General features: G+C 56.1%; 15 protein-coding genes. 3 read left to right on the top strand and 12 right to left on the bottom strand.

Annotated elements, in window-relative coordinates; translation table 11 throughout:
* Positions 1–29: 29 nt before the first annotated feature.
* Positions 30–1,109 (bottom strand): alanine racemase, encoded by a 1,080-nt coding sequence (gene alr / locus F3J31_RS20780; protein ID WP_111967852.1) that lies wholly within the window; start codon positions 1,107–1,109, stop codon positions 30–32.
* A 16-nt stretch (positions 1,110–1,125) separates the two neighbouring features.
* The gene (gene dnaB / locus F3J31_RS20775) at positions 1,126–2,538 is read right to left on the bottom strand and encodes a replicative DNA helicase (protein ID WP_008503375.1); all 1,413 of its coding nucleotides are present in this window, start codon (positions 2,536–2,538) and stop codon (positions 1,126–1,128) included.
* Positions 2,539–2,647: 109 nt separating this feature from the next.
* On the opposite strand from dnaB, the gene F3J31_RS20770 reads away from it, so the two are divergent.
* Positions 2,648–3,631: a quinone oxidoreductase gene (locus F3J31_RS20770; protein WP_048226446.1), complete on the top strand. Its 984-nt coding sequence runs from the start codon at positions 2,648–2,650 to the stop codon at positions 3,629–3,631.
* Positions 3,632–3,816: 185 nt separating this feature from the next.
* Here the strand turns inward: F3J31_RS20770 and pspG are convergent, their stop codons facing one another.
* The 4 genes from pspG to F3J31_RS20750 all read right to left on the bottom strand — a co-directional run bounded on the left by pspG (position 3,817) and on the right by F3J31_RS20750 (position 7,245).
* Positions 3,817–4,059 carry an envelope stress response protein PspG gene (pspG, locus tag F3J31_RS20765; RefSeq protein WP_008503373.1) on the bottom strand — a complete coding sequence of 81 codons (243 nt, stop codon included), beginning with the start codon at positions 4,057–4,059 and terminating at the stop codon, positions 3,817–3,819.
* A gap of 136 nt (positions 4,060–4,195) precedes the next feature.
* A complete protein-coding gene (dusA, locus tag F3J31_RS20760) occupies positions 4,196–5,191 on the bottom strand; it encodes a tRNA dihydrouridine(20/20a) synthase DusA (protein ID WP_167215070.1) in 996 nt (331 codons plus the stop codon).
* An 82-nt stretch (positions 5,192–5,273) separates the two neighbouring features.
* On the bottom strand, positions 5,274–6,584 hold the full coding sequence (locus tag F3J31_RS20755) for a conjugal transfer protein TraF (RefSeq protein ID WP_167215066.1): 1,311 nt from the start codon (positions 6,582–6,584) through the stop codon (positions 5,274–5,276).
* 172 nt (positions 6,585–6,756) lie between these two features.
* Positions 6,757–7,245, bottom strand: a complete 489-nt coding sequence (locus tag F3J31_RS20750; RefSeq protein WP_045909167.1) for a cupin domain-containing protein — start codon at positions 7,243–7,245, stop codon at positions 6,757–6,759.
* A 115-nt stretch (positions 7,246–7,360) separates the two neighbouring features.
* On the opposite strand from F3J31_RS20750, the gene zur reads away from it, so the two are divergent.
* On the top strand, positions 7,361–7,873 hold the full coding sequence (gene zur / locus F3J31_RS20745) for a zinc uptake transcriptional repressor Zur (RefSeq protein WP_008503369.1): 513 nt from the start codon (positions 7,361–7,363) through the stop codon (positions 7,871–7,873).
* Positions 7,874–7,920: 47 nt separating this feature from the next.
* On the opposite strand, the gene F3J31_RS20740 is transcribed toward zur, so the two are convergent.
* From F3J31_RS20740 to F3J31_RS20725, 4 genes are all read right to left on the bottom strand, one after another.
* On the bottom strand, positions 7,921–8,130 hold the full coding sequence (locus tag F3J31_RS20740; RefSeq protein WP_014830284.1) for a CsbD family protein: 210 nt from the start codon (positions 8,128–8,130) through the stop codon (positions 7,921–7,923).
* A 120-nt stretch (positions 8,131–8,250) separates the two neighbouring features.
* Complete coding sequence (dinF, locus tag F3J31_RS20735) at positions 8,251–9,588, bottom strand: MATE family efflux transporter DinF (RefSeq protein ID WP_167215063.1); 1,338 nt, start codon at positions 9,586–9,588, stop codon at positions 8,251–8,253.
* 63 nt (positions 9,589–9,651) lie between these two features.
* Complete coding sequence (gene lexA, locus F3J31_RS20730; RefSeq protein ID WP_045909165.1) at positions 9,652–10,260, bottom strand: transcriptional repressor LexA; 609 nt, start codon at positions 10,258–10,260, stop codon at positions 9,652–9,654.
* A 108-nt stretch (positions 10,261–10,368) separates the two neighbouring features.
* A complete protein-coding gene (locus F3J31_RS20725; protein ID WP_021242750.1) occupies positions 10,369–10,737 on the bottom strand; it encodes a diacylglycerol kinase in 369 nt (122 codons plus the stop codon).
* 154 nt (positions 10,738–10,891) lie between these two features.
* Between F3J31_RS20725 and plsB the strand changes: the two genes are divergently transcribed.
* Entirely contained in the window at positions 10,892–13,312 is a 2,421-nt protein-coding gene (gene plsB / locus F3J31_RS20720; RefSeq protein ID WP_021242749.1) for a glycerol-3-phosphate 1-O-acyltransferase PlsB, read from the top strand.
* A 104-nt stretch (positions 13,313–13,416) separates the two neighbouring features.
* On the opposite strand, the gene gntU is transcribed toward plsB, so the two are convergent.
* Together gntU and gntK are read right to left on the bottom strand one after the other, a co-directional pair.
* On the bottom strand, positions 13,417–14,757 hold the full coding sequence (gntU, locus tag F3J31_RS20715) for a gluconate transporter (protein ID WP_014833577.1): 1,341 nt from the start codon (positions 14,755–14,757) through the stop codon (positions 13,417–13,419).
* Positions 14,758–14,760: 3 nt separating this feature from the next.
* Positions 14,761–15,288 carry a gluconokinase gene (gene gntK, locus F3J31_RS20710; RefSeq protein ID WP_008503362.1) on the bottom strand — a complete coding sequence of 176 codons (528 nt, stop codon included), beginning with the start codon at positions 15,286–15,288 and terminating at the stop codon, positions 14,761–14,763.
* Positions 15,289–15,325: the final 37 nt, after the last annotated feature.

Below are 15,325 nucleotides of genomic sequence, written 5' to 3'. Positions count from 1 at the left end.
GTATGCCGTTGGACTATTATGTACACGTTTCAGTCGACGTACTTCATCGCCACCCGAGACGTCAGGCGGGTAATAAGTTCGTAAGCACTTACTTTCGTGATTTCAGCAATACGTTCAACGGGTAAACCTTCCCCCCACATTACCACATCGTCGCCGGGTTTATCCTGGGCTTCAGGACCCAGATCGACACAAATCATGTCCATCGCCACGCGGCCAACGATCTTCACTTCGCGACCGTTGACCAGCACCGGCGTACCCGTGGGTGCAGCGCGCGGATAGCCGTCGCCATAGCCCATCGCCACGACGCCGAGGCGGGTGTCGCGCTCGCTGATCCAGGTGCCGCCGTAGCCCACCGGCTCACCGGCTTTGTGTTCGCGCACGGCAATCAGAGTAGACACCAGAGACATGACTGGCTGAAAACCCATGTCCGGCCCCCAGGGTTTATTCTCCAGCGGCGACACGCCGTAAAGAATGATGCCCGGTCGCGCCCAGTCGAAATGCGACTGCGGCCACAGCAGGATCCCGCCGGATGCGGCGATCGAACGCATCCCCGGCTTGCCTTCGCAGAAGGTATTAAAGATATCCAGCTGCCGCTCGGTCGCACCGCACTCGGGCTCATCGGCACGGGCGAAGTGGCTGACAATATTCACCGGCTGGCGCACGTTTTTACACCGGCATAAACGCTGATAAAACGCTTCCGCATTTTCCGGACGCACGCCCAGACGATGCATGCCCGTATCAAGCTTCATCCACACGGTCACCGGCTCGCTCAGCTCAGCGGTTTCCAGTGCGGCCAGCTGTTCTTCGTTGTGTACCGCCGTGTGCAGATGCTGATCTGCGATGGTTGGCAGATCGGTGGCTTCGAAAAAGCCTTCGAGGAGCAGAATCGGTTGGGTAATCCCCCCCGCGCGCAGGCGGAGGGCTTCTTCAAGACGGGCGACGCCAAAGGCGTCGGCATCGGGGAGCGTTCGCGCGGTCTCAAGAAGACCGTGCCCGTAAGCGTTCGCTTTCACGACTGCAACGAGCTTGCTGGCGGGTGCCAGTTCACGCAGACGTTGCAGGTTGTGTCGCAGAGCGCGGCGGTTAATCACAACAGTTGCCGCTTGCATTTGAATTCCTTAGAAATTACTCATCATCATATTGAGGACCGGCATAGTTGTCGAAACGCGACCACTGTCCGTTAAAGGTCAGACGTACCGTCCCGATCGGGCCGTTACGTTGTTTACCAATAATAATTTCGGCGATCCCTTTCAGGTCGCTGTTCTCGTGATAAACCTCATCACGGTAGATAAACATGATTAAGTCGGCATCCTGCTCGATGGATCCGGATTCACGCAGGTCGGAGTTGACCGGGCGCTTGTCAGCACGTTGTTCCAGAGAACGGTTAAGCTGCGACAGCGCCACCACCGGCACGTGCAACTCTTTGGCTAACGCCTTGAGCGAGCGGGAAATTTCGGCGATCTCCAGCGTACGGTTGTCGGAGAGCGACGGGACGCGCATCAGCTGAAGGTAGTCGATCATGATAAGGCCGATACCGCCGTGTTCACGGGCGATACGACGCGCGCGGGAACGGACTTCCGTCGGCGTCAAGCCGGAAGAGTCATCAATATAGATGTTACGTTTTTCCAGCAGAATGCCCATGGTGCCGGAGATGCGCGCCCAGTCCTCATCGTCGAGCTGGCCGGTACGGATACGGGTCTGGTCCACGCGCGACAGCGATGCCAGAGAACGCATCATGATCTGCTCAGAGGGCATCTCAAGACTGAAAATGAGTACCGGCTTATCCTGCAACATCGCCGCGTTTTCGACGAGGTTCATCGCAAAGGTCGTTTTACCCATCGATGGACGCGCCGCGACGATAATCAAATCCGACGGCTGCAGACCGGCGGTTTTCTTGTTGAGATCGTCATAACCGGTGTTCACCCCAGTCACACCGTCGTGCGGCTGCTGGAACAGCTGTTCGATACGGGCAACGGTGGCGTCGAGGACGTCGGCGATATTTTTGGGGCCTTCGTCTTTGTTGGCGCGGCTTTCAGCGATTTTGAAGACGCGGGACTCGGCAAGGTCGAGCAGGTCTTCACTGGTGCGCCCCTGCGGATCAAAACCGGCTTCGGCGATCTCATTCGCCACCGAGATCATCTCGCGGACAACGGCACGTTCACGCACGATGTCGGCATAAGCACTGATGTTTGCCGCACTTGGCGTGTTTTTTGACAGTTCTGCCAGATAGGCAAACCCGCCGACGCTGTCCAGCTGTCCCTGACGCTCCAGCGATTCCGCGAGCGTGATCAGGTCAATTGGGCTACCCGACTCCTGCAGGCGCGCCATTTCGGTAAAGATATGACGGTGCGGACGGGTGTAGAAATCCTCAGACACCACGCGCTCGGCGACGTCGTCCCAGCGTTCGTTATCCAGCATTAAACCGCCCAACACCGACTGTTCCGCTTCAATCGAGTGCGGCGGGACTTTTAACCCTGCGACCTGGAAATCACGCTCGCGAGGTTCAGTCTGTTTGTTGAAGGGTTTGTTTCCTGCCATAGTGAATGGAGTTACCGAGATAAAGAGTGGGTCGAAAGATTATCATACAAGTTGAATTATGACACCCGACCCTAATGTCACCCCAGTTAAATTTCTTTCTGGAGAAATCATGGCAACACGTATTGAATTTCACAAGCATGGTGGCCCTGACGTACTCAACGCGGTGGAGTTCACCCCCACCGCGCCTGGCGAAAACGAAGTGCAGGTTGAAAACAAAGCCATCGGCATAAACTACATCGACACCTATATTCGCGGCGGGCTCTACCCGCCTCCGTCGATGCCGAGCGGACTGGGCACCGAGGCAGCCGGTGTCGTCATCAAAGTGGGCAGCGCGGTTAAGCATCTTAAAGAGGGTGACCGCGTGGTGTATGCGCAATCTGCGCTGGGCGCTTACAGCTCCGTCCACAACGTCCCGGCGGATAAAGCCGCCCTGCTGCCGAATGCCATCTCCTTTGAGCAGGCGGCAGCCTCCTTCCTGAAAGGGTTAACCGTTTACTACCTGCTGCGTAAAACCTATGAAATTAAACCCGATGAGCAGTTCCTGTTTCATGCCGCGGCGGGTGGCGTCGGGCTCATCGCCTGTCAGTGGGCAAAAGCGCTGGGCGCAAAACTGATCGGCACCGTGGGCAATGCCCAAAAAGCGCAGCGCGCACTGCAGGCGGGCGCCTGGCAGGTGATTAACTACCGTGAAGAGAGCATTGTCGAACGGCTGAAGGAGATCACCAGCGGCAAAAAGGTGCGTGTCGTGTATGACTCGGTTGGGAAAGACACCTGGGAGGCATCGCTGGACTGCCTGCAGCGTCGTGGGCTGATGGTGAGCTTCGGAAACGCCTCAGGTGCTGTCACCGGCGTGAATCTCGGCATCCTGAACCAGAAAGGCTCGCTGTACGTCACGCGCCCTTCCCTGCAGGGTTACATCACCAACCGGGAAGAACTTGAGGAAGCCAGCAATGAGCTGTTCTCTCTGATCGCCAGCGGCGTCATTAAGGTGGATGTGGCAGAAGCGCAGAAATACCCGCTAGCCGATGCGCAGCGTGCGCATGAGGTGCTGGAGAGCCGGGCAACGCAGGGGTCGAGTTTGTTGATTCCCTGAGCCCCAAAAAGAAATTGGGCTTCCCGTGGGAAGCCCTTTCTTTTTTTAAGTTCGGCTGTATGTAGGGTACAGCGCGATGAATTCTTTAACGGCAGTCATAGTGACAGATTCGATAAGTAAATCCTATTCTGTTCTAAGCCATGCTGCCGGAAAAGTTACAACTCTGTGACGAACCCCTCAATACCTTAGTAACGGAAGCGGTTATTGCGCTGATAACTGGGCACTTTTGGCGATTTAATCGCCCGTATCACCCACACCACCGCCACGGCCAGCAGTAGCCACGGCAGCAGTTTGATCGTCAGCGCAAACAATCCGCCAATAAACATGACGACCGTCGCCACCACGATAGCCGCCAGAATGCCGAGCAGCGAAATGCCCGTTGCTAACAGCATGACAAAAAAGCCAATCACAAAAAGTAGTTCCAGCATGGTGCTCTCCCACGAGTTCCCGAATGATGCTGCAAACATTACAAGAATCATGCCAGACATAACGTGTTGTTCTTAAAGCAAAACGCCCCGCGAGAATTCGCAGGGCGTGGTGAATTTGACGAACTTTTAGCGAAAGTTATCGCTTGTCTGCCACCAGTCGCAGCGCATGTTCCAGCACCTCGATATCGGCACCGGCTTTATGTGCGTTTTCGCTCAGGTAGCGACGCCACTGACGCGCGCCCGGAATGCCCTGGAACAGCCCAAGCATATGGCGGGTGATATGGCCGAGATACGTACCGTTGCTCAGCTCGCGCTCAATGTAAGGATACATCGCCCGCACGACGGCAACCGGATCGGTGTCTGCACCTTCGATGCCAAAGATTTCGCGATCGACCGTCGCCAGAATGCCCGGATTCTGATACGCCTCGCGCCCAACCATCACCCCATCCATATGTTCAAGGTGCGCGTTGGCCTCTTCCAGCGACTTGATGCCGCCGTTAATGGACATGGTCAGGTGCGGGAAGTCACGCTTCAGCTGATACACACGCGGGTAGTCCAGCGGCGGGATTTCACGGTTCTCTTTCGGGCTCAGGCCGGAGAGCCAGGCCTTTCGCGCATGGATGATGAACATCTCGCATTCACCCTTTCCGGAGACCGTATTGATGAAATCGCACAGGAATTCGTAGCTGTCCTGGTCGTCAATCCCGATACGGGTTTTGACCGTCACCGGAATGGAAACGACATCACGCATCGCCTTGATACAGTCCGCCACCAGTTGGGCATTCCCCATCAGGCAGGCACCGAACATACCGTTTTGCACACGGTCGGACGGACAGCCAACGTTCAGGTTGATCTCGTCGTAGCCGCGCGCTTCTGCCAGCTTCGCACACTGCGCCAGCGCGGCCGGATCGCTGCCGCCCAGCTGCAGGGCAACCGGATGCTCTTCTTCGCTATAGGCCAGATAGTCGCCCTTCCCGTGGATGATTGCGCCCGTGGTCACCATTTCGGTGTACAGCAGCGTATGGCGGGAGAGCTGGCGCAGGAAATAGCGGCAGTGTCTGTCCGTCCAGTCGAGCATCGGCGCAATGGAAAAACGGTGTGCAGGGAAAGCGGTCTGTAATTCTGACGACATGGCGAAGTTTTAAGCATCTGGTGGAAAAGGGGCGCTACTATAGCACAAAGAAAAGCCGGAGGCGCAGCGCCTCCGGTTGACTTTAGAACGTCATGCTCAGCTGAGCCCCTGCGCCCCAGGTTTCGTCTTCACCGTACAGGCCCATCAGGTCAACATGCACGGTGCTAAACGGCGCGAAACCGACACCGCCGGTAAAGACATTGCTGTCGTTACCCTTCACGTCGGCACGATAACCCGCACGCACCGCCAGCCAGCTCAGCGGCGTCACCTCGGCACCGACACCCACGTACTGCGACGTATCTTCGCTCTTGAAGCCTTTGGTTTCCGTCAGATCGCCATCGGCGGTCAGCGTCACCAGATCGTTGTGCCAGGCGGCACCGGCGGTCACCAGCGGACGGATCTGGTAGGTGTCTTTATAGCTTACCACTTCTCCCGTACGGCCATTGCGGATACGGATATCTTTGGTGTCGATATCACGCGACATCAGGTTTTGTCCGCTCACGCCAACGGTCCAGTGTTCGCCGAAATCGGCCGCAATACCGGCATCCACGTTGAAGCCCGTATCGTCAGTACGGTAGCGGCTATCGTTCCACTTGTTACTGTCGTAATCGTAGATTGACGTGGTGTAGTTATAGACCCAGGTTTTTTGCAGTTTTGGTGTTACGCCCACGGAAACCGGGACGCCGCCGAGATCAAACTGACGGGCAACGGCAACACCGTAGTCGGAGACAATCGCCGCCCGGCCGGACGCCGTTGAGTTGAGGTTCTTGGTGATCTGATCCGTACCGTTCAGCGCAGCATCCAGCGCAACACCGGCCGCCACCACATTACTTCGTTGAATACCACGCAGATAATCAATGTCTTGCTGATCGATAGACGAGCTCACCCGGCCATGGGCATAGCCTTTCGCCATGAAGGCGACGGAAAGGACATCGTTAGGGATACTCACCGCAAGCCCTGCACCAGCCGTTGCGCGTGCGGTTTTGCCTTTGAGATAGTCCAGCTCATCGGCCAGATCTTTGGCCGCGCCCTGGAATTGATTAATGGAACCTAACGGATTGGTGATAATTTCTCGTGGCGTGAGATTATCAACCACATCCTTGTAGTGATTGATTTTGTCGTTGATGTTATCAATCTCGTCCTGAAGATTGTCTTCATCCGTCACCTGCACCCCAACGGCTGGCAAGATGACCGTCACATCATCGTCCGGTTTTGCCTTTGCCAGCAGCGCCGGGTTGATTAACGCCCCACTGCCATAGCTTCCCGACGCCACGCCGGTGCCACCCATGGCGTCGCTGCGTGATTCTGTCCAGGTATTGGCTGCTCCCGCCTGATTTGCCATAAATAAGGAGACAGCAATGCTAACCACCGAAAATTTAAAATTTTTTTTCACAGTATGCCCGTTATAGTCTGTTATGAAATAACCCCTGTCTGTTATCACCCAAACAGGAACGAACTATTGCTGTGAATAAGTAGTAAAAGACCCGCTATTTCTTTCCCTAAGTAAAACTCCCTTACGGCCTGTTATATTTTGTGACGGCCCTCAATATTTATAGAAGAGGAAATTATTTTTTCCCAGGTTTTCCATCATGCGGCCCAAAAAACTGTGGGGGATGGTCTACCCAGCGATCTTCCCGCGTGGCGGCATACTCAGGGTTGAGCGGATAGTAGATGCGGTTGTGCTTCTTGTTGGCCTCGCCAACGACCAGTAACCGAACCTCGTCGTTCGTGTTGTTGATAAAGGTATGACAGATGCCGGTTCCGGCGGGAAAACCTACACTGTCGCCAGGCTCCAGCTTCCACAAGTAGCCGTTAATCCAGGCTTCAGGGTAACCTTCGAGCACGTAAATAAACTCTTCTTCGTCACTCTCCGCATGCGGATAGGACGTTCTGCGCCCAGGCGGCAGGCGCTCATGATGGATGCCAATACGCCCGAGCCCAAGCTTGCGAGCCAGCGGTGCGCCGATAGAGAACAGCTCATCGCTGTCGGGGTAGGTCGAGTCATCCGCGCCTTCCACGTCGCGCCAGTGCCGAATACAGTCAGGTCTTTTCATTATGCATCTCCCGGTTTGCGATGGGTCAGGTATAGCACAGACTGGCGGATCTCGGTGTTTTTAGCAGAACATGATAAAGTGAGGGTTTTCCGTCCTATAACATCCGGGGTGCTACATGGATAAGTCCACAAAAGAGCTGTTAGCGCAGGCCGAAAAGCTGTGTGCGCAACGCAATGTGCGCCTGACTCCGCAGCGCCTTGAAGTCTTACGTCTGATGAGCCTGCAGCAGGGTGCCATCAGCGCCTACGATCTGCTGGATCTGCTCCGCGAAAGCGAACCACAGGCAAAGCCGCCGACGGTCTATCGCGCACTGGATTTCCTGCTTGAACAAGGTTTTGTGCACAAGGTGGAATCCACCAACAGCTATGTGCTGTGCCATCTGTTCGATCAGCCCACCCACACATCGGCGATGTTTATCTGTGACCGCTGCGGCGTGGTGAAAGAAGAGGCTGCGGAAGGCGTGGAAGATATTATGCATACACTGGCAGCGAAAATGGGTTTTGCCCTGCGTCATAACGTAATTGAGGCGCACGGGCTCTGTTCCGCGTGCGTGGAGGTGGAAGCCTGTCGTCATCAGGACGCGTGTCAGCACGACCACTCTATTCTGGTGAAGAAAAAGCCGCGTTAACGGCAAAAGAAAAGGCGGCTTAAAGCCGCCCTGTGGGTTATTCAGCGTTACCAGCGGTAGTCGTTGCGTTTTTCCCAGTCGCCCACTTCTTTTTCCGCCTGGTCTTTTGCGTAGCCGTAACGTTCCTGAATTTTACCGACAAGCTGATCGCGTTTACCTTCGATGACGGTCATGTCGTCATCCGTCAGCTTACCCCACTGTTCTTTCGCTTTACCTTTGAACTGCTTCCAGTTGCCGCCGATTTCGTCTTTATTCATCATCGTGTCCTCTTCGTTAAGCGTCGGGTCGTAACGTCCGTTACGTTCTTTTCTGCTGGACGTGATAATTATTGTAGTTAAGGATTCCGTGGTTAATTTCATATTCGGAATCTTTAACCGTCACGATATATCGTGGCGCGGGGGAAACCAGGTATTGTTTTGCCAGTGTCGATGCCAGATAAACGCCAGCGATAACCCGCGCAGTGAGAGGAAGACGGCCAGGGCCAGCCACAAACCATGATTACCCAGCCAGGGGAGCGTCAGCAGCGTCAGACCAAACCCAGCCGCCGCGACGGCCATACTGTTGCGCATTTCGGCCCCGCGCGTCGCACCAATAAACATGCCGTCCAGCAGATAACACCAGACGCCAACCACCGGTAAGACGACTTGCCAGATGAGATAGTGGCTCGCCAGCTCACGCAGCGCAGGGAGAGAGGTAAGCAATGCAACGATCTGCTCACCGAAGCAGGCGTAAACCAGACCAAAGGCCAGCGCCACCAGTCCCGACTGACGGCAGGCAGCCCGCCAGACCTCCCGAAGCTGACCGCTTTCGCGCGCCCCGTACGCCTGCCCGGAATGCGCTTCAACCGCATAGGCAAAACCGTCCAGCGCGTAGGCGGTAAACGTCAGCAACGTCATCAATACTGCGTTGACCGCGACGATGTCTGGCCCCAGTCGAGCTCCGAAAACCGTCAGTGCCCCGAAGCAAAGCTGGAGAAGAAGCGAGCGCAGCATGATGTCACGGTTGAGGGCCAGCAGCTTACGGATATTGCCGCGCCAAGCGGTTTTGAGCAGCGCCAGAGAGATCCCGCGCATGGCCAGTACCCGCCAGACCATCCATAAGCCAATGATAAAGGTCCCGTATTCGGCAATCGCCGTTGCCAGCGCCGCGCCCTGCACGTTCATATGCAGACCCATGACCAGCCAGACATCCAGAACAATGTTGAGCAGGTTACCCACCACCAGCAAAATCACGGGCGCACGGGCGTACTGCACGCCCAGTAGCCACCCCAGCAGAACCAGGTTAGCCAGCGACGCGGGCGCGCTGAGCCAGCGGATTTCAAGGAAACGTCGCGCCTGCTCTAATACCGCCTCGCTGCCGCCAACAATATGAAGCGCAAGATCGATCAGGGGTGCCCGCAATAAAACGATGAACGCACCCGCGCCAAGCGCGAGGATCAGCGGCTGCACCAGCGCGCGCGCCAGACGCAGCGGATCTTTCGCGCCATAAGCCTGTGCGGTAAGACCGGTGGTGCTCATGCGCAAAAAGAGCAGCAGCATAAACAGGAAGCTGGTTGCCGTCGCGCCAATCGCCACGCCGCCAAGATAAACCGGTGAATCAAGATGGCCTATAACGGCAGTATCGACCAGACCCAGCAAGGGCACGGTAATATTAGAGAAAATCATCGGCAGAGCAAGACGCCACAATGCCTTATCAGATGCCGTCAGCAGTGACATGAAAGATACCGGGAGTGGGGAATGAATCAGGCTACAGCGGTGCCATAGCCTGTCAGGAAGAGGTTACAGCCATTCACCGTTGCGAATCACCCCGACCGCCAGTCCTTCGATAGAGAAGTTCTGTTCGCGGAGATCGACCACAATGGGTGAAAACTCGCTGTTTTCAGGCAGCAACTGTACGCTGTTACCCTGTTTTTTCAGACGCTTAACGGTCACTTCGTCATCAATGCGCGCCACCACCACCTGGCCGTTTCGCACATCCTGTGTTTTATGCACCGCAAGCAGATCGCCATCAAGAATACCGATGTCTTTCATCGACATGCCGCTGACGCGCAGCAGGAAGTCAGCACTCGGTTTGAACATGCCAGGATCGACCTGGTAATGGCCTTCAATATGCTGCTGAGCCAGTAAAGGCTCACCGGCAGCAACACGCCCTATCAGCGGAATGCCCGTCTCTTCTTCCACCAGCAGGCGGATACCCCGTGACGCGCCCGAGACAATCTCAATCACGCCCTTACGCGCCAGCGCTTTCAGGTGTTCTTCGGCAGCATTTGGAGAACGGAAACCCAGACGCTGCGCGATTTCCGCACGCGTGGGTGGCATACCCGTCTGGCCGATATGATCCCGGATGAGATCAAACACCTCTTGCTGCCTGGTCGTTAACGCTTTCATTCCGCCCCCTGGGTGTATATACAGTTATGCTGTGAGTATATACAGTCAAAGGCGATTTTGGAACCAAAAACTGCACAAAAAACCAGGGACTTAATTATTCCTCGAGGCTCATCGGAAATGTGACCAAAGCAGCGTGACCCAGGTGATAACGGCAGTGATAATCGCCAGCAACACGGCAGCAGAGCCCATGTCTTTTGCACGGCCAGAAAGCTCATGGAAATCGGAACCAATGCGATCCACAACGGCCTCAATAGCGCTATTAAGAATTTCCACTATCATCACCAGAAGAACGGAACCGATAAGCAGTACGCGGGTAATCGCATCAACATCAAGGAAACAGGCGACGATCACCGCGATGATAGCGGCGACGCCCTCCTGGCGAAAGGCGGCTTCGTTGACCCATGCGGCACGGAAACCTTTCCATGAATAGCCGGCGGCTTTGATGATACGTGTTAACCCAGTGGTATTATTGGCCATTAAAAGAACCTTTTTTAAAAAAGAGCGTCAGTAACAGGAGCCGTAGCGCGTTTCGCTTCAGCCTGAAGTATGACGGGTAACAACAGAAATTTTGCGCGCTTTCTGTTATCCTTGCGCCGCAATTGCATTATTAACCAGAGGCTTTACATCGTTTATGTCCGGCTGGCCACGAATTTACTACAAATTACTTAATTTACCATTAAGCATCCTGGTAAAAAGCAAGTCTATCCCAGCAGAACCCGCGCTGGAATTGGGGCTCGATACGTCACGCCCCATTATGTACGTTTTGCCTTATAACTCGAAGGCTGACTTACTGACGCTTCGCGCCCAGTGTCTGGCGCATGACTTACCTGACCCGCTTGAACCGCTGGAAGTTGACGGTACGCTGCTGCCGCGCTACGTGTTCATTCACGGTGGACCACGCGTGTTTACCTATTACACGCCAAAAGAAGAGTCCATCAAGCTGTTCCATGACTATCTCGACCTGCACCGCAGCAATCCCGACCTGGATGTGCAGATGGTGCCGGTATCGGTGATGTTTGGTCGTCGTCCGGGCCGTGAAAAAGGCGAAGAGAATCCGCCATTGCGCATGCTTAACGGCATCCAGAAGTTCTTCGCGGTCTCCTGGCTGGGACGCGACAGCTTTGTGCGTTTCTCCCCTTCCGTTTCGCTGCGTCGCATGGCGGACGAGCACGGCACCGACAAGATCATCGCGCAAAAACTGGCGCGCGTGGCGCGTATGCACTTCGCCCGTCAGCGCCTGGCTGCCGTAGGACCACGCCTCCCGGCGCGTCAGGATCTGTTCAACAAGCTGTTGGCCTCCAAAGCGATTGCCCGCGCCGTTGAAGATGAAGCGCGCAGCAAGAAAATTTCGCATGAGAAAGCCCAGCAGAACGCCATTGCGCTGATGGAAGAGATTGCAGCGAACTTCTCTTACGAGATGATTCGCCTGTCCGATCGTATTCTCGGCTTTACGTGGAACCGCCTCTATCAGGGCATCAACGTCCATAACGCCGAGCGCGTGCGTCAGCTGGCGCATGATGGCCATGAGATTGTCTATGTCCCCTGCCACCGCAGCCACATGGACTACCTGCTCCTTTCCTACGTGCTCTATCATCAGGGGCTGGTACCACCGCACATCGCAGCCGGTATCAACCTGAACTTCTGGCCAGCAGGTCCGATTTTCCGCCGCCTGGGCGCGTTCTTTATTCGTCGTACCTTCAAGGGCAACAAGCTCTATTCCACCGTGTTCCGCGAGTATCTGGGCGAGCTGTTCAGCCGCGGCTATTCCGTGGAGTACTTCGTGGAGGGCGGTCGTTCCCGTACCGGACGTCTGCTCGATCCGAAGACCGGCACGCTATCGATGACCATCCAGGCGATGCTGCGCGGAGGTACCCGTCCGATCACGCTGGTGCCTATCTACATCGGCTACGAGCACGTGATGGAAGTGGGCACATATGCGAAAGAGCTGCGTGGTGCGACCAAAGAGAAAGAGAGCCTGCCGCAGATGCTGCGCGGCTTGAGCAAGCTGCGTAATCTCGGTCAGGGCTACGTGAACTTCGGTGAGCCGATGCCGCTGATGACGTACCTGAACCATCACGTTCCGGAGTGGCGCGAGTCCATCGATCCTATCGAAGCGGTGCGTCCGGCCTGGCTGACGCCAACGGTTAACGGCATCGCATCCGAGCTGATGGTGCGCATTAACAACGCCGGTGCGGCTAACGCCATGAACCTGTGCTGTACGGCACTTCTGGCTTCACGTCAGCGCTCGCTGACCCGTGAACAGCTCACGGAGCAGCTGGATTGCTATCTGGATATGATGCGTAACGTGCCGTACTCGGTTGATTCGACCGTGCCTTCTGCAACCGCCAGTGAACTTATCGATCACGCGTTGCAGATGAACAAGTTTGAGGTCGAAAAGGACACGATCGGCGACATCATCATTCTGCCGCGCGAGCAGGCAGTGCTGATGACCTACTACCGCAACAACATCACGCATATGCTGATGCTGCCGTCGCTCATGGCCGCCATTATTACCCAGCATCGTCATATCTCCCGTCAGGAGCTATTGCGCCATCTTGAGACCATCTATCCGATGCTGAAAGCGGAGTTGTTCCTGCGCTGGAGTAAGGATGAGCTGGCGACAGAACTGGATAAGATGACGGAAGAGATGCGTCGCCAGGGGCTGATTACCCTGAACAACGACGAGCTGCACATCAATCCGTCACGCTCCCGCACCCTGCAGTTGCTGGCGGCCGGTGCGCGCGAAACGCTGCAGCGCTACGCCATTACGTTCTGGCTGCTGAGCGCGAATCCGTCTATCAACCGCGGTACGCTGGAGAAAGAGAGCCGGACGCTGGCCCAGCGCCTGTCCGTTCTGCACGGCATTAACGCCCCTGAATTCTTCGACAAAGCGGTCTTCAGTTCCCTGGTGCTGACGCTGCGTGATGAAGGCTTCATCAGCGATACGGGTGATGCCGAGCCGGAAGAGACGCTGAAGGTGTACCAGATGCTGGCAGAGCTGATTACCTCGGACGTGCGCTTGACGATTGAGAGCGCCACGCAGGGCGAGTAACACAATGCCGGGTTATGGCCCGGCCTGACGCCCTGGATAATAAAAAGGCCCGGTAAGCGCTGACGCTACCGGGCCTTATTTTTAGCCTTGTTAAATCACCGCATTTAGCTGAGCAGCGTAAAGGCAATCATCCCGACAATTGCACCCGTCGTGCCGAGAATGGTTTCCATCAGCGTCCAGGTTTTCAGGGTTTGCGCTTCGGTGGCGCCGGTAAACTTACCGAACAGCCAGAAGCCGGCGTCGTTAACGTGAGAGACCACAATCGAACCACCCGCGATACAAATAGAAAGCGCGGCCATCTGGGCACCGGAGTAGTTCAGCTGTTCAATCACCGGCATCACCAGACCCACGGCGGTTAAACACGCCACGGTAGCAGAACCCTGGATGATACGTACCGCCGCAGCCAGCACAAAGCAGGTCACCGCAATCGGCAGGCCCATCCCGGTCAGCGCTTCACCCAGAGCCGGGCCCACGCCGGAATCCACCAGCACCTGCTTGAACACGCCGCCTGCACCGATCACCAGCAGGATAATCCCCGCAGGCTGCAGCGCCGCACCGCAGATCTCCATCACCCGATCTTTTGGCATCCCCTGACGCATCGCCAGGCCGTAAATCGCCACCAGACACGCCACCAGGATCGCCGTGAACGGGTGACCGATGAACTCAAACCACTCGTAGGCAGTGGACCCCACCGGCACAAAGCGCGCAGCGATGGTTTTCAGACCCACCAGCACCAGCGGCAGCAGGATCAGCGACAGGCTGAAGCCGAAGGATGGCATTTTGCCCTCGCCCAGGTGCGGCTCGGTGATGTCATCCGGAATATGCAGCTCAACGTAACGGCTGATGAAATTGCCCCACAGCGGGCCGGCGATGATCATCCCCGGGATTGCCGCGCACAGGCCAATCAGAATCATCCAGCCAAAATCGGCGTGCATCTGGGAGGCCAGCAGCATCGGGGCGGGTCCCGGCAGCAGAAACGCCGCCGCCGCCGCCACGCCCGCAAACAGCGGAATGACCAGCTTCACGAGGTTAGTACCGGTATGGCGCGCCATGGAGAATGCGACGCTTATCAGCAGCACAACGGCCACTTCGAAGAACAGCGGCAGCGCGCAAATCAGACCGGCCAGACCAATCGCGTAGTGCGCACGGCTGTGGCCAAAGGATTTCAGCATCTTGACGGCAATCTGGTCGACCGCACCCGTCTCGTGCAAAATCTTGCCAAACATCGCGCCCAGCGCGACCACAATCGCCAGGAAGCCCAGCGTACCGCCCATCCCTTTTTCCATCGTCGCGGCGATCTTGTCGAGCGGCATACCGGAAAAGAGACCTGCACCAATAGAAACCACCATCAAAGCAACAAAGGCGTGCATACGCGCCTTCATCACTAAAAACAGCAGCAGCAATACCGAACCCACTGCTGTCAAAACTAGCGTTAATGTACTCAAAACTTACTGCCTTTTATTAATGACCTCGATGGTGCTGGCAACAACACCCTCCAGTGACTGATCGATATCAACCACTAAGACGTCTTTCTCGTCTTCACCCGGCTCCTGCAGCGCTTCGAACTGCGTTACCAGCATCTGGGTTTTGAAGAAGTGACCTTTACGCGCCTTCAGGCGGCTTTCAATCACCTCGAAATCCCCTTTCAGGTAGATGAAAGAGAGGTTCGGATTGCCGTCACGCAGCAGATCGCGATAGGTTTTTTTCAGCGCGGAGCAGACGATCAGGGAGACTTTGTTGGTGCGCTGCATCGCGAACGCGGCGTCATTCAGCGCCTGCAACCACGGTTTGCGGTCGTCGTCGTTCAGCGGCTCGCCGGAGGCCATTTTCATGATGTTGCTGCGCGGATGGAGGAAGTCGCCATCAAGAAACGCAGCCTGGAGTTGATGCGCCACTTCGCTGGCCACGGCTGATTTCCCGCTACCGGAAACGCCCATCAGGACGTAGACGTGGTGATCGTGATTAGTCGTGCTCAAAGGGTGTCCCTCAGTCAATTGTTACGGGTAACAGTTA

Origin of the sequence: Enterobacter sp. Acro-832 (assembly GCF_011752745.1) — a bacterium.
GTDB classification, from domain to species: Bacteria; Pseudomonadota; Gammaproteobacteria; order Enterobacterales; family Enterobacteriaceae; genus Enterobacter; species Enterobacter quasiroggenkampii.
Note: the sequence above shows the minus strand (reverse complement) of the source record. Positions and strands in the feature narration are given on the sequence as shown.

Excerpts from the sequence above, each read along its gene's own strand:
- F3J31_RS20740 (WP_014830284.1), bottom strand. The coding sequence starts at position 8,130 with ATGAATAAAGACGAAATCGGCGGCAACTGGAAGCAGTTCAAAGGTAAA.
- alr (WP_111967852.1), bottom strand. The coding sequence starts at position 1,109 with ATGCAAGCGGCAACTGTTGTGATTAACCGCCGCGCTCTGCGACACAAC.
- pspG (WP_008503373.1), bottom strand. The coding sequence starts at position 4,059 with ATGCTGGAACTACTTTTTGTGATTGGCTTTTTTGTCATGCTGTTAGCA.
- dinF (WP_167215063.1), bottom strand. The coding sequence starts at position 9,588 with ATGTCACTGCTGACGGCATCTGATAAGGCATTGTGGCGTCTTGCTCTG.
- dusA (WP_167215070.1), bottom strand. The coding sequence starts at position 5,191 with ATGTCGTCAGAATTACAGACCGCTTTCCCTGCACACCGTTTTTCCATT.
- zur (WP_008503369.1), top strand. The coding sequence starts at position 7,361 with ATGGATAAGTCCACAAAAGAGCTGTTAGCGCAGGCCGAAAAGCTGTGT.
- plsB (WP_021242749.1), top strand. The coding sequence starts at position 10,892 with ATGTCCGGCTGGCCACGAATTTACTACAAATTACTTAATTTACCATTA.
- F3J31_RS20750 (WP_045909167.1), bottom strand. The coding sequence starts at position 7,245 with ATGAAAAGACCTGACTGTATTCGGCACTGGCGCGACGTGGAAGGCGCG.
- dnaB (WP_008503375.1), bottom strand. The coding sequence starts at position 2,538 with ATGGCAGGAAACAAACCCTTCAACAAACAGACTGAACCTCGCGAGCGT.
- lexA (WP_045909165.1), bottom strand. The coding sequence starts at position 10,260 with ATGAAAGCGTTAACGACCAGGCAGCAAGAGGTGTTTGATCTCATCCGG.
- F3J31_RS20725 (WP_021242750.1), bottom strand. The coding sequence starts at position 10,737 with ATGGCCAATAATACCACTGGGTTAACACGTATCATCAAAGCCGCCGGC.
- F3J31_RS20770 (WP_048226446.1), top strand. The coding sequence starts at position 2,648 with ATGGCAACACGTATTGAATTTCACAAGCATGGTGGCCCTGACGTACTC.